This window comes from Micromonospora sp. DT53 (genome assembly GCF_049841535.1).
Lineage (GTDB): Bacteria > Actinomycetota > Actinomycetes > Mycobacteriales > Micromonosporaceae > Micromonospora.
Genome location: NZ_JBNCKM010000012.1, coordinates 175,895 through 194,753 on the forward strand (window position 1 = coordinate 175,895; position 18,859 = coordinate 194,753).

Sequence of the window (18,859 nt, forward strand, 5' to 3'; positions counted from 1 at the left end):
ACGCCGTACCGACAGCCAATCAGACCCCCGGTGGCCTGCACTGTGGCCCTGGTCACCGGCCCGGCGCTGGGGTCACGGCGACGGTCGAAGATCAGGCGGCGGGGACGTCCGCCGGGACGACGAGGGTCGGGTCGTCGATGTCGAAGTAGCGCGGCCACTGCCGGCCCCGCCCCATCCGCAACAGCCGCACCAGCGGCCGGCTCCGCGCCGAACGGGCGTCCCGGACCAGGTCGGTGTGCACCTGCCGGGACAACGCGAGCCGACGACTCGCGGCGATGACCGCCGCGCAGTTCGGGTCGTCCGCGTCCAACTGGACGCCGCGCAGCTGCCGGGTGAGGTCGTTCTCCGCCGCCTCCCGCTCGTCCGGGCTGGCGTCCAGGGCGATCCGGGCCGCCGCGTACAGCTCGACGCCGAAACGCCGCTCAGCCAGGACCGCGGCTGCCGCCGCGCGGCGCAGCAGGTGGGCGTCGAGGGCCCGGGCTGCCAGCTCCGCCCGGCCCTGCAGCCGCTCGACCCGGCCGGCGGTCCAGATGAGGTACGCCGCGACCAGTCCCACGACCACGCTTCCGGCCACCACCCACCACATGTGCGGCATCGTAGTGCTGCTCCGTTTCGTCCGATTGGGCGCGGCCGGACCGGCCCCGCCGGTCACCACCGCACCATCCGTCACACCGGCTCAGCCCAGCCCCACCCATTCCTGGTCGATGACCCGCCCGTCGGTTGCCTCGATCGCCGCTGCGTATACCTCCAGAACGCGCCGAGCAACCACCGGCCAGTCGAAATTCGCGACCACCTGATCGCCGCAGGCACTCAGCGTGGCCCGACCGGCCGGGTCGTCGAGCAGCTCACTCAGCACGTCCCGCAGCCCTAGCGGGTCACCGGTGGGAAAGAGCCGACCGGCCCGCCCGCCGTCGAGGACCCGCCGGAACGCGTCCAGGTCACTGGCGACCACCGTCGTACCCGCCGCCAGGGCCTCGGTGAGGATCATGCCGAACGACTCGCCGCCGGTGTTCGGTGCGACGTAGAGGTGCGCACTGCGCAGCATCCGCGCCTTGTCCGCTTCGCTGACCAGGCCGAGGAACGTTATCCGCTCGTGCAACTCGGCGGGGAACTGGTCATACAGGTCGTCGGGGTCACCCGGGCCGGCGACGAGCAACCGCAGACCGGGCCGGGTGGCGGCCAACGCCACGAACGCGTCGCGCAGCACCGGGAAGCCCTTGCGAGCCTCGGTGAACCGGCCCAGGAATCCGAGCGTGCCACCGGTGCCGACCCCGCACTCCCCCGGCCAGCCCGGCAACGACTCGGCGTCGGCGAACTTGGCCACCGCCACCCCGTTGGGGATCTCCACCGCGCCGCCGTCCATGTGCTCGACCTGCACCTTGCGGGCCAGCGCGCTCACCGCGATCCGGGCCGTGATCCGCTCCAACACGATCTGGAGCACACCCTGCGCGGCGGCGAGGACCCGCGACCGGGTCATCGCGGTGTGGAACGTCGCCACCACCGGGCCACGGGCGGAGAGCACGGCCAGCAGCGACAGGCTCAGCGTGAGCGGCTCGTGCACGTGCAGCACGTCGAAATCGCCGTTGGTGATCCACCGCCGCACCCGGGCGGTCGACACCGGGCCGAACGCGATCCGGGCCACCGAACCGTTGTACGGCAGCGGAACGGCACGCCCGGCGGACACCACGTAATCCGGCAACGGCGAATCCTCGTCAGCCGGCGCGAGCACGCTGACCTCGTGGCCCAGCGCGATCAGCGCCTCGGCGAGGTCCATGACGTGGTTCTGCACCCCACCGGGGACGTCGAAGGAGTACGGGCACACGATGCCGATCCGCATGCGTCAGCCCACCTCCTCAGGCCTGACCGGAGGCCGACGAGGGCCGCGCCGCGCCCTCCCCCGACCTCCCCTGGTCCAGCCACATCCGCTGCAACATGTGCCAGTCTTCCGGATGCCGGGCGATACCCGCCGCCAGACGGTCGGCGATCAGCTGGGTCAGCGACCGGACCCGCTGGTCCAGTGGCCCCGCCTCGGGCCCCGGCACCGGCAACGGACCAGCAAGCGACGCACGGGCGGCGTCCGGTTCGTACCACAGCGACGCCACGTAGAGCGGCGCACCGGTGTGCAGCGCGAGCAACGCCGGCCCGGCGGGCATCCGCGTCTTCGCACCGAAGAAGTCCACCTCCACCCCTCGGGCGGAGAGGTCCCGGTCGGCGAGCAACGGCACCACCGCACCGGCACGGACGCGGTCCAGCAGCACGTCGAACGCCGGACGCGGCCCGCCGTGGTTCGGCAGGATCTCCATCCCCAGGCCCTCCCGGAAGGCCAGGAAACGCTCGTACACGCCCTTGGGCAGCCGCTCCGCGACAGTGGTGATCGGCCAACCGTTGGCCGCCACCCAGGCGCCCGCGGCATCCCAGTTGCCGGCGTGCGGCAGCGCCACCACCGCGCCCCGGCCGGCGGCCACGTCGGCGGCGAGCAGCTCGGCGCCGTCGAGCCGGAAACCGGACAGGATCTGCGACCGGCTCAGGGCGGGCAGCCGGAACGCCTCCATCCAGTACCTGGCGTACGAGCGCAACCCACGCTTGACGAGATCGTCCAACTCGGTGTCGGGCAGCTCCGGGCCGACCACCCGGCGCAGGTTCGCGCGCAGTCGGTCCGTACCCCCGCCGCCGGCGCGGTGGGCGCGGTCAGCGCCCGCCCGGAACGCCGCCGCCACCAACGGCCGGGGTAGCGCGCGGGCCACCCGCCACCCGGCGACGAAGCCCAGCTCGGTGAGGTTCACGCGACTCGGCCGCCGGTCTTCCGAGGCCGGGCCGCCGGCACGCCGATCACGCCTGGCCGTCCGGCTGGAGCTGCTGGGCCTGGCGGTGGACGTGCGCCATCCGCTGCCCCACCGTGAAGATCGACACGGCGGCGAGCAGCCAGAGTGCGACCTCCAGGGCATGATCGAGACCGGCGCCGGTGAGGATCCCGCCGACCCCGACGATCAGCAGCCGCTCGGTGCGTTCGGCGATGCCCACGTTGCAGGTCATGCCGAGCCCTTCGGCGCGGGCCTTGACGTAGGAGACGAGGCTGCCGACGGCCAGGCAGACCAACGCGGCGGCCACCCCGGAGTGGTTGCCCTGCGTGGCCAGCCAGTACGCGACCGCGCCGAAGACGGCGCTGTCGGCGACCCGGTCCATGCTTGAGTCGAGGAACGCGCCGAATTTGGTGGAGCCACCGCTCATCCGGGCCATCGTCCCGTCGAGCAGGTCGGTGAGCGCGAACAGGGTGACGATCAACGCGCCCGCGACCAGGTGGCCGCGGGCACCGAAGCCGAGCGCGCCGACGAGCACACCAACGGTGCCCGCGACGGTGACGGCATTGGGGGTGACGCCCGCGCGCAGCAGGGCGCGGGCAATCGGCTCGACGACGCGGGTCATCCCCGCGCGGGCCGACACTTGGAAGATCTTCGCCATGGCGGTCCCCACGATAACGGTCCGCCCAGCTCCGGCGATACGGACGGTCCCGCCGACCCGCCCGGGGGAGGCTTGTGCCTACCCGGCAACGGGTGTGAGATCGAGCCGGGAGGTGAGCCAGCTCACCCGTCCGCCCGTCCCGTTCCCGCTGTGCAGCAGACCACCGGAGGATGACGCCGCGCACTCGCCCCGGGCCGCACCCCGTCGCGCGGCGGTCGCCACCACCACCGGCTGAGGGAGGTGCGCCCCATGGCGCAGAAGAGTCACGAGAAGGGTTCCACCGGCGGCACGCCTGTGGTGACCGAGCCCGAGCGGGTTCGCAACGTGGTGCTCGTCGGGCACTCCGGGGCGGGCAAGACCACACTGGTCGAGGCCCTGCTCGCGGCGACCGGCACGATCGGCCGCGCCGGCGCCGTGGCCGACGGCACCACTGTCGGCGACCACGACCCCGCCGCCGTACGCCAGCAGCGCTCGGTCAGCCTGTCCTGCGCGCCGCTGCTGCACAACGGCATCAAGGTCAACCTGCTGGACACCCCCGGGTACGCCGACTTCGTCGGCGAGCTGCGCGCCGGGCTGCGGGCCGCCGACGCCGCGCTCTTCGTGGTCTCCGCCGCGGGCGGCATGGACGCGGCCACCGTCGCGCTGTGGGAGGAGTGCGCCGCCGTCGACATGCCCCGCGCCGTCGCGGTGGCCCGACTGGACCAGCCCCGCGCCGACGTCGACGAGGCGGTGGCGCTGTGCCAGCGCCTCTTCGGCGACAACGTGATGCCGCTCTACCTGCCGATGCTCGGCGACGACGGGGTGTCCACCGAGGGTCTGCTCGGCCTGATCACCCGTCGGGTCTTCGACTACAGCGCCGGGCTTCCCGCCGACGTCCGCGACCCGGACCCGGAGCACCAGCGGGCCATCGACGAGTCGCGCGACGAGCTGATCGAGGGGATCATCGCCGAGAGCGAGGACGAAACCCTCATGGACCGCTACCTCGACGGCGAGGAGATCAGCACCGAGGTGCTCATCGACGACCTGGAGAAGGCAGTCGCCAGGGGCCACTTCTACCCGGTGGTGCCGGTCTGCGCCCAGACCGGCGTCGGGCTGGACGTGCTGCTGGAGGTGCTGACCGCCGCGTTCCCGTCGCCGCTGGAGCACGAGGTGCCGGCCGTGACCGGCGTGGACGGCTCGCCGCGTCCGCCGCTGAGCTGCGACCCGGCCGGGCCACTCGTCGCCGAGGTCGTCAAGACCACCATCGACCGCCACGTCGGTCGGGTCTCGCTGGTCCGGGTCTTCTCCGGCACGCTGCGCCCCGACCAGACCGTGCACGTCTCCGGGCACGGCATGGCCGAACGCGGGCACCCCGACCACGACGCCGACGAACGGGTCGGGCACATCTACACCCCGCTGGGCGCCACCCTGCGGGAGGTGTCGCTCTGCGTGGCCGGCGACATCTGCGCGATCACCAAGTCGGGCAGCGCCGAGACCGGCGACACCATCTCGACCACTGACGACCCGCTGCTGATCGCCCCCTGGGAGATGCCGGAGCCGCTGCTGCCGGTGGCGATCGCCGCCCGTAGCCGCGCCGACGAGGACGCCCTGGCCCGCAACCTCTCCCGCCTGGTCGCCGGCGACCCCACGCTGCGGCTGGAGCGCAACCCGGAGACTCACCAACTGGTGCTCTGGTGCATGGGCGAGGCACACGCCGACGTGGTGCTCGACCGGCTGCGCGCCGGCGGCGTCGAGCTGGACACCGAGCCGGTCAGGGTGTCACTACGCGAGACGCTGACCGCGCCCGCGAAGGGGCACGGCCGCCACGTCAAGCAGTCCGGCGGTCACGGCCAGTACGCGGTCTGCGACATCGAGGTCGAGCCGCTGCCCCGCGGCAGTGGCTTCGAGTTCGTCGACCGGGTCGTCGGCGGCGCGGTCCCGCACAACTACATCCCGTCCGTGGAGAAGGGCGTCCGCGCCCAACTGGAGCGCGGGCTGGTCGCCGGCCACCCGGTGGTGGACCTGCGGGTGACCCTGGTCGACGGCAAGTCACACAGCGTCGACTCCTCCGACGCGGCCTTCCAGACCGCCGGCGCCCTGGCGCTGCGCGACGCCGCCGAGCGTGGCCAGCCGGCCCTCCTGGAGCCGATCGACGAGGTCACCATCCGGGTTCCGGACGGCTCGGTGGGCACGGTGATGGGCGACCTGTCCGGCCGACGCGGCCGGGTGCTCGGCACCGAACCGGACCCGGACACCGAGGGCCGCACGCTCGTCCGCGCCGAGGTGCCGGCCACCGAACTGCTGCGGTACGCCGTCGAGCTGCGCTCCATGACGGCCGGCACCGGCACCTTCCGCCGCCACTTCGTCCGCCACGACCCCATGCCCGTCCACCTGGCCGACCAGACCCGCAAAGAACAACTCCCCTAACCCGCCCAGCCCCGCCCCGCTCTGCCCTGCCCTGCCCTGCCCTGCCCTGCCCTGCCCTGCCCTGCCCTGCCCTGCCCTGCCCTGCCCTGCCCTGCCCTGCCCCGGCGATCTTGCACTTCCTGTCGCCGTCATGTCGCTGTCGCGACATGAGTCCCCGCAGAAAGTGCAAGATCGGCAAGGGCTGGGGTGGCCTCACGGGTCGATCATGGAGTTGTGGTGGGCAGAAAACTGATCTATGCCCGATTTGTGAGGCACCACAACTCCGCGGGCGGGCGGGCGGGCGGGCAAGGGCGCTGGGCGGGGCGGGGCTGGGCGGCAAGGGGCTGGGCGGCGCGGGGCTGGGCGGGGCTGGGCGGCGCGGGGCCTGGCTGGGGCCCGGTTGGGGCGGGGCGGGGGGGTCGGGGGGGTGGTTACGGGTGGACTGTGGGGTGGGTGGGGCGGGGCCAGTGGGGGCGGTCGGCGTCGCGGAGGGCGGCGGCCCGGACGGCGGCGAGCTGACGCTCCACCTCGACGAACTGGTCCGCCGGCAGCGGGCCCCGGTGCAGCGCGGCGGCGTTCTCCTCGACCTGGGCGACCGTACGGCAGCCCGGGATCGGGATGGTGCGACCGCTGCGCGCCCAGATCCAGCCCAACGCGCCCTGGGCGAGGGTGCGCCCGTCGGCGGTGAGCGCGGAACGGACGGCGCCGACCCGGCGCAGCCACTCCGGTGCCGGCCGACCACCTCGGAACCACTCCAACCACCCCGGGGCCAGCCCGCGTACGTCGTCGCGGGGCAGGGTCGACCCGGCCGAGTACTTGCCGGTGAGCAGCCCCATCCCGAGTGGACCGCGGTTGACGCTGGCCAGGTCGTACTTGTCGCAGACGGCGAGCAGCTCGGGGGCGTCGCGTAGCACCGACAGGGTGTGTTGCACGGCGGTGGCGCCGGCGGCGGCGTGCCCGAACGCGGTGGCCCGGTCGGGGCGGTCGGTGCTCCACCCGTACGCGCGGATCAGGCCCTCGGCCACCAGGTCCTCGCAGGTTCCGATCAGCGCCTGCGCCCTCGGCACCGACAGGTCGGCCAGGTGCAGCTGATAGAGGTCGATCCGGTCGGTGCCCAACCGGCGCAGCGAGGCGGTGACGGCAGCACGCAGGTACGCGGGTGACGCGTCCTCGCCGGTGGCCTGCCGAGTGGCCTCGTCGAAGGTGTAGCCCCACTTGGTGGCGATCACGGCCTCGTCGCGGCGACCGGCGAGCGCGCGACCGAGGACCCGCTCACCGTGCCCCGCCCCGTACGTGTCGGCGGTGTCGAAGAGGGTGATGCCCTCCTCGAGCGCCCGGCGTACCGCCCGTACCGACTCGTCGTCGTCGACCGCGCCCCAGCCCAGCGGCTGGGTGCCCTCCGCCCAGGGCCCGCTGATCGCCCAGCACCCCATACCGAGGGCGCTGACCTCGATGCCGCTGCGGCCCAACGTCCGTGTCGTGACTGCCATCGGCCGATCGTGCCACCTTGAGCGGGCCGGGGCGTAGCAGATCCGGCGGTCGGCCACGCGAGCGCACGACGACGGTCACGGTGCGGCATGATCAACGCCATGCGGCGACTTGGTGTGGACATCGGTGGTGTGATCATCGAGCCGGCCGACGAGGACGCGGACACGTCGTTCTTCGGCGCCCACTACCTGCGTACCCCGGCCGTCGACGGGGCGTTCGACGCGCTCGCGGCACTCGGCTCGGCGTTCGACGAGGTGCATCTGGTGTCCAAGTGTGGGGAGGCTACCGAGGGGCGTACCCGGCAGTGGTTGACCCACCACGACTTTTCGGCCCGCACCGGCATCCCCGTCGAGCGGGCGCACTTCTGCCGCACTCGACCGGACAAGGCGCCGATCGCTCGACGCCTCGGCCTGACCCACTTCGTGGACGACAAGCTGGAGGTGCTCGGCTACCTCGACTCGGTGCCGTACCGCTTCCTGTTCCGACCCCGCAGGGCCGAGGTCGCCGCACACGCCGCGCTGCTGCCCCACGTACACCGGGTGGAGAGCTGGTCGGAGCTGACCCCGCTGCTGCGCGCCGACTAGCCGGACCGGCGCGGACGCCGCCCAGCCGGGCGCCGCCCACCGCTCAGGCGGGCCATGCCTTGGCGAGCAGGTCCCGGGTGTCGGCGAGCAGTTGAGGCAGCACGTTCGTGCGGGCGATCACCGGCATGAAGTTGGCGTCCCCGCCCCATCTCGGTACCACGTGCTGGTGCAGGTGGGCAGCAATACCAGCACCGGCCACCCCGCCCTGGTTCATGCCCAGGTTGAAGCCGTGCGCGTTGGAGACGTGCCGGATGACGCGCATCGCGTCCTGGGCGAAGGCCGCCAACTCGATGGTCTCGGCCGTGTCGAGGTCGGTGTAGTCAGCGACGTGCCGGTACGGGCAGACCAACAGGTGCCCCGGGTTGTACGGGTAGAGGTTGAGCATCGCGTAGACGTGCACGCCCCGCGCGACGACGAGATCCTCGTCTGGCGGCCGGGTGGGAGCGCGGCAGAACGGGCATCCGGGGGGCTTGGCGATGCTGCCCTCGGGCCGATCCTCGCTCGAGACGTAGGCCATCCGGTGTGGCGTCCAGAGCCGTTCCAGCCCGTCCGCCAACCCGTTCTCGTGCACCATCTCCCCGGTCATCCAACACCTTCAGCTCGGCAGTCGATGCTTCCTCGAACTGCGGCGCTCCACGTGCCGCTGAGCCAGCTCGGGGCGGCAAGACCTGATCTCTCGCACCAGGTTAGCCCGCCCCCTGCGACCTGCGGCAGAGCCCTAGTCGCCAGGCTGCTCGCGCATCTCCAGTTCCGCGAAGCACAGCAGGTGATCCGACGGATTCTCCAGCAGCTCTACACGTCGGGCCCGGAAGTGTCGCGAGATCAGGATGTCGTCGGAGGCGAAGCCTTCGTGGGTGACCCGGTCGCCGACGACCCGCGAGTAGCCGGCGTCGGTCGCCATCGCCAGCTCACGAATCGGAGTGTTGAAGTCTCCGAACACGATGGTTGGCAGCTCCTTCGAGGATTCCAGCTGGCCCCGCACGATCCGCCAGACAGATTCGAAGCGTTCGTCCGAGGCCTTCAAGCCCATCCGTTGAAAGGGAAAGAGGTGGAGATTGAACAGTACGACCGAGCCGAGCTGAGTGAAGCACGTGACCCGGCTGAGCGCCTTGTTGTGCACGTTCTCCAACCGGCCGCCGACGACGATCGCCTGGCCCCCGGGGTCGAAGAATTGGCTGGTCGGATCGGACTGCGGGTGGCGGGCAAGCGTTGCCAGACCTGACATCGACGCGCCGAATCCGGATGGATGCAGTGGCAGCGCGTCGGCATACCGAAGGCCGGCCAGGGAACGCATCGCCGAGAGCACCTTGGAGCTGTTTCCGTCATCGAACGGCACCTCTTGCAGGGCAAGGATGTCCAGGTCGAGGTCCTTCACGAATTCCCAAGGATCGAACGGATCATCGGAAGCTGCGGCTGACGCCTCGCGAAGATTCCATGTTGCCACTCGAAGCGTCATTCGATCGCCTGCCACAGTGCTCTCCGGAACTCGTCAATTTCATGGATCGTCGGCGGGGTCATGGGGGCATGTCCCGACCGACTCGATTGTGGCGATGCCACCACAAGCGGATAATCGGACATCGGGGCGGACGTGGTGATCAGTGTGAGTGCGCTCTCCGAGGATGGCTCGGACGTGTGATAGACCCCGTGCTTCACAAAATAGATGGAACCGGCGTCATGGGACTCGCTCTTGACAACCGAAACGGTGACCTGTCGGCTCGTTGGCTCCCGAACGGTTCCCGCTTCTGCCGGCTTCACCACGAAGAGCCGGTGCGGACTCTCGCTCGACGTGGGGCGCACGGCATATTCCGTACTGCTGATCTCGCCGCCCAGGACATAACTGGTCAGATCCCAGAGGTGCGTGTGCGGCTCCTCGGAGAAGGAGACGCCAGCCGGCCAGTGGTGTAGGCGCAGCTCCTTGTCCGCCGACGTGGCCAGCCTGAGCTGAACGAAACCCAGCACGTGCCGATGCATTCGGCTCGGATCGACCAGCCGTTCGACCCCGACCTCGCGGAGAGCATTCAACACTTCGTCGAACGTTCGCCCGTCGGGTGCCGAGAGTAGGTAGATCGCGAATTCCGTAGCCTCATCCATAGGGACTCCTGCTGCTCGCGGCCACATCGACAACTTCCCGAATTTCCGAATCCGACATCTGCTGGGCACAACTGACGCCGATCTGGACGAACCAGGTTCGGAGAGCCGCCGTGTCAACAGTCGCAGGAAGCGGGGTTGCGCTGATGCTGCGCGCCTGCTTGCGGTCCAGGCGAAAGTCTTCCTGCATGAGAGAGTAGAACGGAACTTCCCGGGGAAAGACGAGCGCCGACTCAGCCGGATCCTCGGACGTACGAATAGCGAAGGAGTCATTGATCTCGAGGCGGGTCAACGAGCAGGTCTGCTTGAGGCGAACCTCCACCTCGAGCAGGGGCTCGCGATCGCGCCACTGGAATGCGACCAACACCGTTGCCAGAATCTCGGTGCGGACCGAGGCTTCCGTCCATTCCTGCCCTCGCCCCGAGCGTCTCGCGGCGCGCAGCTCGGCATACGTCGAACATACTGCGGGAGAATCCGGATCCAGGGTGAGGAGAACTATGGAGCGAGCGGAGTTGGATCGTCTCGCCGCAGTCGCGAGCTCGGGTATCACAATAGCCCGATTAAATCTGCCCAGGCCTCCGCTGAACCACCAGAAAGTGGTCGACCGCCTGCCCTCGTCCAGGGTGGCGGCGCGATCCCGTCCGCTGACAACCTTCACCTCGCGGCTGTCCGGGGTCGGAGGAAGCAGCAACAGTATCACTCCGGCGACAACGAGAAACGCGATCAAGGAGGTCAGCAGGTTGGCCACCACATTGGCGCCAACCGCCTTGAGGTTGTCTGTTCTGTTTCCGTCTGCCGGCAAGAGCAGGTACTGGATGACCGCCAGAAGAAGGAGACAAAGAGCAGCAATCCCGAATAGAGCTCGGCGGAGATATTTACTCTCGGGCAGCCTCACATCGAAGAGGCTACCGGTCACCGGCGAATGAATGGAAGACCGCGCCGACGCCCCGCTGCCCAGGCGGGCCCGCCCCGCCGGTGGCACGAGCCGCGCGGGCGGACCGAACGACCCTCCGACGGCAAGCCACCATTGCAAGTTCTTGACGGATCAATGCCAAAAGCCTGAAACTTCCATGCATCCATGCACGTCCATGCAGTGATGGAGGGCTCCATGATCCGACGGCTCGGCAGGCTCCTCGCGGCACTTGCGCTGACCGCCGCCACCACAGTGGCCGGCGTCACCCTCACTGCCGGCGCGGCCCAGGCGGACGGCTGCTACACCTGGGGACGCACCCTGGCCCAGGGAGCGTCCGGGGAGGACGTCCGGCAACTCCAGATCCGGGTCGCCGGCTACCCCGGCTACGGCGCGGTGCTCGCCCTCGACGGCGCGTACGGCCCGGGAACCCGATCGGCGGTGATCCGCTTCCAGCAGGCGTACGGGCTGCCCGCGGACGGCATCGCCGGCCCACAGACGTTCAACCGGCTCTACGCCCTCCAGGACGACGACTGCACCCCGGCCAACTTCAGCTACCCCGAGCTGAACAAGTGCAACAGCGACTGGTCCGGCGGCGCGGTCTCGGCGAGCACCGCCCGGTTCAACGCCCTCGTCTCGATGTGGAAACTCCAGGCCATGCGGCACGCCCTCGGGGACGTGGCCATCGCGATCAGCAGCAGCTTCCGCAGCTACGCCTGCAACAGCGCGGTCGGCGGAGCGTCGAACAGCCGGCACCTGTACGGCGACGGGGTGGACCTGGTCGGGTCCCCGTCGTTCTGCCGGCTGGCGCAGCAGGCCCGCAACCACGGCTTCGGGCAGATCCTCGGCCCCGGCTACCCGGACCACAACGACCACACCCATGTGGCGGCGGTCGGGGGCTGGTCAGCGCCGAACTGCGGCATCTGACACCCGACACCGCCCCGGAGCGCCGACCTCCCGCCCCGACCGCCGGCCGAAGATCGTGCTCGAACATGGAAGTAGTGGCCTCCCGCACCGGGGAGGCCACTACTTCCATGTACTTCCATGTTCGAGCACGATCATGCGGCAAGCGCGCGGTAAGCCGGCGACGAGCGGACCGCGCGAACACGATCATGCGGCAAGCGCGCGGCAAGCCGGCGACGAGCGGACCGCGCGCGAGCACGATCATGCGGCAAGCGGCCAGGCGCCGCGCGGGCCGCGTGGTGGTCCCGCTACTCCGCGGCGGCGGAGGGGCCGATGTTGGTCCGCGAGCTGACCACGTCCAGCACGTGGGTCACCGCCTCGGCGATCGGCACCCCGTTGCGCTGGGAGCCGTCGCGGTAGCGGAAGGAGACCGTGCCGGCGGCCACGTCGTCGTCACCGGCGATCACCATGAAGGGGATCTTCTGCTGCTGGGCCGTCCGGATCTTCTTCTGCATCCGGTCGTCACCCGCGTCCACCTGGGCACGGATGCCCTCGGCGCGCAGCGCGGCGACGAAGCCGTGCAGGTAGTCGGTGTGGTCCTCGCGGATCGGGATGCCCACCACCTGCACCGGCGCGAGCCAGGCCGGGAACGCACCCGCGTAGTGCTCGGTGAGCACCCCGAAGAACCGCTCGATCGACCCGAACAGCGCACGGTGGATCATCACGGGCCGCTGCCGGCTACCGTCGGCGGCCTGGTACTCCAACCCGAACCGCTCCGGCTGGTTGAAGTCGACCTGGATGGTGGACATCTGCCAGGTCCGGCCGATCGCGTCGCGGGCCTGCACGGAGATCTTCGGCCCGTAGAACGCCGCGCCGCCCGGGTCGGGCACCAGCTCCAGGCCGGAGGTCGCGGCGGCGGTCCGCAACGCCTCGGTGGCCTCCTCCCAGTCCTCGTCGGCGCCGATGAACTTGGGCGAGTCGTCCCGGGTCGACAACTCCAGGTAGAAGTCGTCCAGGCCGTAGTCGCGCAGCAGGTCGAGCACGAAGCTGAGCAGCGTGGACAGCTCGCCGGCCATCTGCTCACGGGTGCAGTAGATGTGCGAGTCGTCCTGGGTCAGGCCACGGACCCGGGTCAGGCCGTGCACGACGCCGGACTTCTCGTACCGGTAGACCGTGCCGAACTCGAACAGCCGCAGCGGCAGCTCCCGGTACGACCGCCCGCGCCCCCTGAAGATCAGGTTGTGCATCGGGCAGTTCATCGCCTTGAGGTAGTAGTCCGCGCCCTCCAGCTGCATGGGCGGGAACATGGTGTCCGCGTAGTACGGCAGGTGACCGGAGGTCTGGAACAGCTGCGCCTTGGTGATGTGCGGGGTGTTGACGAACTCGTACCCCGCCTCCTCGTGCCGCCGCCGCGAGTAGTGCTCCATCTCCCGGCGGATGACGCCGCCCTTGGGGTGAAAGACCGCCAGGCCGGAGCCGATCTCGTCGGGGAAGCTGAACAGGTCGAGGTCCGCGCCGAGCTTGCGGTGGTCGCGCCGGGCGGCCTCCTCCAACAGCTTCAGGTACGCCTTGAGCTCGTCGCGGGTCGGCCACGCGGTGCCGTACACCCGCTGCAGTTGGGGGTTCTTCTCCGAGCCCCGCCAGTACGCGGCGGCGGAGCGCATCAGCTTGAACGCGCCGATCAGTCGGGTGGTCGGCAGGTGCGGACCCCGGCACAGGTCCGACCAGCAGACCTTGTCCTCCTTGGCGTCGAGGTTGTCGTAGATCGTCAGCTCGCCGCCGCCGACCTCCACCACCTCGTCGGTGTCCAGGCCCTCGCCCTTGGTCTCGATCAGCTCCAGCTTGAACGGCTCGTCGGCCAGCTCGGCGCGCGCCTCGTCCAGACTGCCGAAGCGGCGGCGTCGGAACCGCTGCCCGCTCTTGATGATCTCCTGCATGCGCTTCTCGATCTTGCTGAGGTCATCGGGCTGGAACGGCTTGGCGACGTCGAAGTCGTAGTAGAAGCCGTTCTCGATGGGCGGGCCGATGCCCAGCTTGGCCTCGGGGAAGACGTCCTGCACCGCCTGGGCGAGCACGTGCGCGGTGGAGTGGCGCAGCACGGTGAGCCCGTCGGGCGAGTCCAGGCTGACCGGCTCGACGACGGTCTCCTCGGCCGGCATCCAGTCCAGGTCGCGCAGCTGGCCCTGCGGGTCGCGGACCACGACGATCGCCTTGGGGCCGTTCGCGGGCAGTCCGGCCGCGGCCACCGCGTCGGCCGCCGTGGTCCCGGCGGCGACGACGACGGGGTCGGCCACGGCGGGGGTACGGGGTGCGGACACGGTGACTCCTCGAAGCGGTACGAACAAGCGGTACGAAACGGTGCCGGTCCTCGGCTCCTGCCGATGCTATCGGTCGCCCCGCCCCCGACCCGGGAACGGCACCTTCCTTACCGCCGGCGTTGAACCTTTCGCGCCCCGCAGCCGAACTAGAAGGTGTGGCCGGAAACCGGTGCCGGCCGCGTCGACACGGATGGGGGCACGAGATGGCGAGCACGCACGGCGGTGGCCGTCGGCGGCGGATCGTGGCGGCGACCGCGGTGACCGCCGCTGGCCTGCTGCTCTGGCCTGGCACGGCGTACGCGGCGGACGTGACGACCACCCCGACCGAGGCCCGGCAGGGCGACGCGGTACGGCTGGAGTTCACCGTGCCGGAGGAGCGGGCCGGCACGAAGACCAACCAGATCGAGGTCCGCCTGCCGGCCGACGCGCCGATCGCCGAGGTGTATCCCATGTCGGTGAACGGGTGGGCGCCCCGGATCAGCTCCCGCACCCTGGACGAGCCGCTGGCCGGTATCCACTCCTCCGGGGTGACCACGGTGACCACGGCGGTGACCTGGGTCCGGGTCGGCGCGAGCGATCCCGGGCCGGCCCGGTTGGCGCTCTCCATGGGGCCGATGCCGCAGGCCGAGCGGCTCACCTTCGAGGTCGTCCAGACGTACGCCGACGGGACGGTGGTCCGGTGGGCGGACGCCGCCGGCGCGCACCGAGCCCCGGCGCTCACCCTGCTGCCGGCGGCGCCCGGAGCGCCGGGTCCGGCCGCACACGGTGGCCACGGCGGCCCGGCGGCCGGCGCTCCGGCTGCTCCGGACAGCGGTGTGGACGCCGCGCCACCGGCGAGGGCGGACGGCGCCGACGAGGGCAATGCCGACGGGATGCTGGCCGCCGGCCTGCTGGCCGGGCTGGGCGGTGGCGCCGCGATCGGCTGGCTGGTCAGCCGGTGGCGCCGACGCGGCCCGGGCGAGGCCACCGCGCTCGCCGAGGTGACCGACGACCCGGACGAGACCGCGACGCTGGCCGAGATAACCGGCCGCGCAGACGCCGCAACGCCAGACCCGACGCCCGACGCAATGCTGGCCGAGATAACGGGCCGTGGAGACGACGCCGCAACGCCAGACCCGACGCCCGCCGACCCGCAATCCGCCGACCCCCGGGCCGCTGTTCCCGCGGCATCGCGGTGATCCACTCGGGTTCCCGGAAACCGTGGCGTCCAAGCCGCACGGACCGCCCGACTTTGCGGTGATCCACTCGGCTTTCAGGAAACCGCGGCATCCCCGCCGCCGGGACAGCCCGATGTGCAGGAAGCCGAGTTGATCAGGGGCAGCGCAGGCGCAGGGCAGCGCAGGCGGCCCGGTTGGCCGGGGCAAATCCCGGGGTCAGGGCAGCCAGGGAGGTAGCGGCTCGCGGGCGGCCAGCCACGCCTCGGGCACCCCGCCCGGGGTGCCGACGCCTGTGTGCGCCGCCACCACCGCCCCCGCGATGGCGGCCGTGGTGTCCAGGTCCCCACCGGCCCGTACACACGTCTCGATGGCCGCCGGATAGTCGTCGAGGTGGGTGGCGGCCACCCACAGGGTGAACCCGACGGTGTCCTGGGCGGTCACCCGGGAGCCGTTGCCGAGCGCGGCCACCACCCGGGGCAGCGGGCGGCCGAGCAGCCCGGCCGCCCGGTGCACGCCCCGGTGCACCTCGGTGCCCGGGTCGAGCGCGCCGGCGATCCCGGCGAGCAGCCGTTCCGGGGCCGGCCGGTGGCCGTCGAGGCGGGCCCGGGCGGCCAGCGCGGCGGCGACGGCGACGGCGACCGCGCCGGCGATCCCCTCCGGGTGCGCGTGCGTCACCTCGGCGGAGGCGCGGGCCTGCGCCGCGGCGCGCGCGGTCGAGTCGGCAAAGTACGCGCCCAGCGGGCCGACCCGCATCGCCGCGCCGTTGCCGCAGGAGCCCTGCCCGTCGAAGGCGGAGGCGGCGGCCAGGGGCCACGGGGTGCCGCTGCGGATCAGCCCCAGGATCAGCATCGCCCCCGCGCCGTAGCCTCGGTGCGGGGCGCACCGCTCGGCGAAGGAGAGGGCCAGCCGGTCCCGGTCGATGCTGCCGGAGTCGGCCAGTTGGGCGAGCACCGAGCAGGCCATCTCGGTGTCGTCGGTCCAGTCCCAGGGCGCCGGCGGCAGGGCGTCGACGGCGAGATCCTCGGGCGCCCGCCCCGGCAGGAAGTACTGCGCGCCGAGGGCGTCGCCGGTGGAGAGACCGGCGAGGCTGTCCCGGGCGAGCGCCAGGCGGGCATCGGCGAACAGGGTGAACGACATCGTCGTACCAGCTTGCCCGGTCGCCAGGCACGCCGCAACGCGATCAACTTGCCAGGCCAAGTACGGTCTTGTCGTGGCCTCCGTGCTCCTGGTCGAAGACGATCACGTCGTACGCGGCGCGATGCTGCGGTCCCTCACCGACCGGGGGCATGCCGTGCACGCCGTGGGTACGGCGTTGGATGCCCTGCGTCGGGTCGCCGCGGAGACACCCGACCTGGTGGTGCTCGATCTCGGCCTGCCCGACCTGGACGGCTCGGACGCGCTGCGGATGCTGCGCGGCATCACCGACGTTCCGATCATCATCGCCACCGCCCGCGACGACGAGCAGTCGGTGGTCAAGCTGCTGCGCGCCGGCGCCGACGACTACATGGTCAAGCCGTTCACGGGTGCGCACCTGGACGCGCGGATCACCACGGTGCTGCGCCGGGCCGGCCGGGCCAGTCGGTCCGTGCAGCCCGCGGTGCACAGCGTCGGCGGGCTGCGGGTGGACGTGGGCGAGCGCAGCGCCCAGCTCGACGGGGAGCCGCTGGCGCTGACCCGCAAGGAATTCGACCTGTTGGCGTATCTCGCCGCACGACCTGGGCGGGTAGTGTCCCGCCGGGAACTCTTGGAGGAGGTATGGCGGCAGCCATCGGTCGGCGAGGATCAGACCATCGACGTTCACCTGTACTGGCTCCGCAGAAAGATGGGCGAGTCCGCGGCGAAGCCGCGCTACCTGCGCACCGTGCGGGGGGTCGGGTTCCGGCTGGTGGCACCGGACTGAGGACGGCGCTGGCCCTGCTCACGGCCGGCATGTGCAGTCTCGTCGCGCTCGCGTTCCTGATCCCGCTCGGGCTCAGCCTGCGGGAGCAGAGCCGCGACGAGGCGATCGCCGACGCGGCGCGGCGCAGCGCGCTGGTGACCGGCGCGCTGGCGGTGAGCACCGACCCGGCGGTCGTCGAGCGTGCCGTGGTGGCCAGCGCCGAGGGCGCACCCACCCGGCCCGTGGTGCACGGGTTGGGGCTGGACGAGTCCGCCGGGCGGGCCAGCGGCGGCGACCTGGACCGGGCCCGCTCCGAGCGCCAGTCGTTGGTCGTCGACGTCGACGGGGGTGTGGTCCGGCTCGACCCGGTCGTCCTCGGTGACCGGACGGCCGTGGTCGAGGTGTTCCTTCCAGAGTCGACGCTGGGCGAGGGCGCCGGCGGCACCTGGCTGCTGCTGTTCGCGGTGGGTGCGGCGATGGCCGGCGCGGCGGTGCTGGTGGTCGACCGGGTCGCCGCCCGTGCGGTGGACTCGACCCGGGGTCTGGTCAAGGCCGCGCTCTCCATCGGCGACGGCGACCTCGGCGTACGCGTCGAGCCGACCGGTCCGCGCGAGCTGGCCGAGGCCGGGTACGCCTTCAACCGGATGGCTGACCGGCTGGACGCCGCCCGCACCGACGAGCGGGAGTTGGTGGCCGACCTGTCGCATCGTCTGCGTACCCCGTTGACGGTGCTGCGGTTGGACGCGGAGGCGTTGGAGTCCGACGACACAAGCGTGGGTTCGTTCAGCCCGGCCGAGTTGGACCGGCTACGCGGGATCCGGCGGATCCGGCAGGCGATCGTCACCCTGGAGGGTGAGATCGACGTGTTGATCAAGACCACCCGCAAGTCGGTGGCGCACGAGGCCGGGCCGGCCATGTGCGACGTCAGTGAGGTGGTCCGGGACCGGATGGTGTTCTGGGCGGCGCTGGCCGGCGACCAGAACCGCCCGCAGCGGGTCAACGGCGCGCAGCTGCGCATCCCGGCGCCGGTGCCGCGGGCCGAGCTGGCCGCCGCGCTGGACGCGGTGATCGGCAACGTCTTCCGCTACACCCCGCAGGGCACCGCGTTCGAGGTGGCCGTGTCCCGGCGCGACGGTTACGTGGCGATCCGGATCGACGACGCCGGCCCTGGCATCGCCAACCCGGACCGGGCGTTGCGCCGAGGCACCAGCGACCAGGGCTCGACCGGGCTCGGCCTGGACATCGCCAAACGGGTGGCGTTGCAGGCCAACGGCTCGGTGAGCATCGACCGGGCCCGGCTGGGCGGAGCCAGCGTGGTGATGCTGCTGGCCGACCCGGAGGCGACGCCCCGGCAGGTCAGCCGCTTCGGTCTGGTCGGTCGGATGGCCCGCGACGTCCGGGACACGAAGGCCAGCGGACGTCGCTGGCCGCGCCAGCGCCCCACCGACGACTGATCCGGCCGAGCCCGGGGCTGTGCGCCGGCGCAAGTCTTCCTTAGATCGCGGTTAACGACCGCCTTGGATCGGCCGCGGGCTGACAGGATCACAGCACGAACCCACCAGTTCCACCGGCCGCGCGCACCACGCACCCGCGGCCGGTGGAGCCGCGCGCGCGGCGGGAGTCACAGGTCCCCCCACACCCACACTCCCGCCGCGCGCCCTGCTCTACCGACCAACCAGCCGACCGGC

Annotated in this window: 17 protein-coding genes; 6 read left to right on the forward strand and 11 right to left on the reverse strand. The window is 71.5% G+C overall.

The features are described from left to right. Positions 1–91: 91 nt before the first annotated feature. The 4 genes from ACLQ3B_RS30560 to pgsA form a co-directional block, all read right to left on the reverse strand. Positions 92–595 (reverse strand): hypothetical protein, encoded by a 504-nt coding sequence (locus tag ACLQ3B_RS30560; RefSeq protein WP_425784142.1) that lies wholly within the window; start codon positions 593–595, stop codon positions 92–94. 81 nt (positions 596–676) lie between these two features. Further along, entirely contained in the window at positions 677–1,837 is a 1,161-nt protein-coding gene (locus ACLQ3B_RS30565; RefSeq protein WP_425784143.1) for a glycosyltransferase family 4 protein, read from the reverse strand. Positions 1,838–1,853: 16 nt separating this feature from the next. Beyond that, the gene (locus ACLQ3B_RS30570) at positions 1,854–2,783 is read right to left on the reverse strand and encodes a phosphatidylinositol mannoside acyltransferase (protein ID WP_425784144.1); all 930 of its coding nucleotides are present in this window, start codon (positions 2,781–2,783) and stop codon (positions 1,854–1,856) included. A 46-nt stretch (positions 2,784–2,829) separates the two neighbouring features. Then, positions 2,830–3,459, reverse strand: coding sequence for a phosphatidylinositol phosphate synthase (gene pgsA / locus ACLQ3B_RS30575; protein ID WP_425784145.1), 630 nt, complete (start codon positions 3,457–3,459; stop codon positions 2,830–2,832). A 249-nt stretch (positions 3,460–3,708) separates the two neighbouring features. Here pgsA and ACLQ3B_RS30580 point away from each other — a divergent pair, with 249 nt between their 5' ends. Then, positions 3,709–5,865 (forward strand): elongation factor G-like protein EF-G2, encoded by a 2,157-nt coding sequence (locus tag ACLQ3B_RS30580; protein WP_425784146.1) that lies wholly within the window; start codon positions 3,709–3,711, stop codon positions 5,863–5,865. Between the two features lie 410 nt (positions 5,866–6,275). Here ACLQ3B_RS30580 and ACLQ3B_RS30585 read toward each other — a convergent pair whose 3' ends face one another. Next, positions 6,276–7,334 (reverse strand): aldo/keto reductase, encoded by a 1,059-nt coding sequence (locus ACLQ3B_RS30585; protein ID WP_425784147.1) that lies wholly within the window; start codon positions 7,332–7,334, stop codon positions 6,276–6,278. A 99-nt stretch (positions 7,335–7,433) separates the two neighbouring features. Between ACLQ3B_RS30585 and ACLQ3B_RS30590 the strand changes: the two genes are divergently transcribed. Next, complete coding sequence (locus tag ACLQ3B_RS30590; RefSeq protein ID WP_425784148.1) at positions 7,434–7,916, forward strand: hypothetical protein; 483 nt, start codon at positions 7,434–7,436, stop codon at positions 7,914–7,916. Positions 7,917–7,959: 43 nt separating this feature from the next. Here the strand turns inward: ACLQ3B_RS30590 and ACLQ3B_RS30595 are convergent, their stop codons facing one another. The 4 genes from ACLQ3B_RS30595 to ACLQ3B_RS30610 all read right to left on the reverse strand — a co-directional run bounded on the left by ACLQ3B_RS30595 (position 7,960) and on the right by ACLQ3B_RS30610 (position 10,899). Next, positions 7,960–8,502: an HIT family protein gene (locus ACLQ3B_RS30595; protein WP_425784149.1), complete on the reverse strand. Its 543-nt coding sequence runs from the start codon at positions 8,500–8,502 to the stop codon at positions 7,960–7,962. Between the two features lie 132 nt (positions 8,503–8,634). Then, positions 8,635–9,360 (reverse strand): endonuclease/exonuclease/phosphatase family protein, encoded by a 726-nt coding sequence (locus ACLQ3B_RS30600; protein WP_425784150.1) that lies wholly within the window; start codon positions 9,358–9,360, stop codon positions 8,635–8,637. An 8-nt stretch (positions 9,361–9,368) separates the two neighbouring features. Next, a complete protein-coding gene (locus tag ACLQ3B_RS30605; RefSeq protein WP_425784151.1) occupies positions 9,369–10,007 on the reverse strand; it encodes a hypothetical protein in 639 nt (212 codons plus the stop codon). After that, the gene (locus ACLQ3B_RS30610) at positions 10,000–10,899 is read right to left on the reverse strand and encodes a hypothetical protein (protein WP_425784152.1); all 900 of its coding nucleotides are present in this window, start codon (positions 10,897–10,899) and stop codon (positions 10,000–10,002) included. The genes ACLQ3B_RS30605 and ACLQ3B_RS30610 overlap by 8 nt, the downstream gene beginning before the upstream one ends. Positions 10,900–11,112: 213 nt before the next feature. Between ACLQ3B_RS30610 and ACLQ3B_RS30615 the strand changes: the two genes are divergently transcribed. Continuing rightward, positions 11,113–11,841, forward strand: a complete 729-nt coding sequence (locus tag ACLQ3B_RS30615) for a D-Ala-D-Ala carboxypeptidase family metallohydrolase (protein WP_425784153.1) — start codon at positions 11,113–11,115, stop codon at positions 11,839–11,841. A gap of 284 nt (positions 11,842–12,125) precedes the next feature. On the opposite strand, the gene thrS is transcribed toward ACLQ3B_RS30615, so the two are convergent. Further along, positions 12,126–14,135 carry a threonine--tRNA ligase gene (gene thrS / locus ACLQ3B_RS30620; protein WP_425784154.1) on the reverse strand — a complete coding sequence of 670 codons (2,010 nt, stop codon included), beginning with the start codon at positions 14,133–14,135 and terminating at the stop codon, positions 12,126–12,128. A 203-nt stretch (positions 14,136–14,338) separates the two neighbouring features. Between thrS and ACLQ3B_RS30625 the strand changes: the two genes are divergently transcribed. Then, positions 14,339–15,313 (forward strand): DUF1775 domain-containing protein, encoded by a 975-nt coding sequence (locus ACLQ3B_RS30625; protein ID WP_425784155.1) that lies wholly within the window; start codon positions 14,339–14,341, stop codon positions 15,311–15,313. Positions 15,314–15,508: 195 nt separating this feature from the next. Here ACLQ3B_RS30625 and ACLQ3B_RS30630 read toward each other — a convergent pair whose 3' ends face one another. Beyond that, complete coding sequence (locus ACLQ3B_RS30630) at positions 15,509–16,429, reverse strand: ADP-ribosylglycohydrolase family protein (RefSeq protein WP_425784156.1); 921 nt, start codon at positions 16,427–16,429, stop codon at positions 15,509–15,511. A 73-nt stretch (positions 16,430–16,502) separates the two neighbouring features. Here ACLQ3B_RS30630 and ACLQ3B_RS30635 point away from each other — a divergent pair, with 73 nt between their 5' ends. After that, entirely contained in the window at positions 16,503–17,192 is a 690-nt protein-coding gene (locus tag ACLQ3B_RS30635) for a response regulator transcription factor (protein ID WP_091401712.1), read from the forward strand. A gap of 29 nt (positions 17,193–17,221) precedes the next feature. After that, positions 17,222–18,625, forward strand: a complete 1,404-nt coding sequence (locus ACLQ3B_RS30640; protein WP_425784157.1) for a HAMP domain-containing sensor histidine kinase — start codon at positions 17,222–17,224, stop codon at positions 18,623–18,625. The last annotated feature ends 234 nt before the right edge of the window (positions 18,626–18,859 follow it).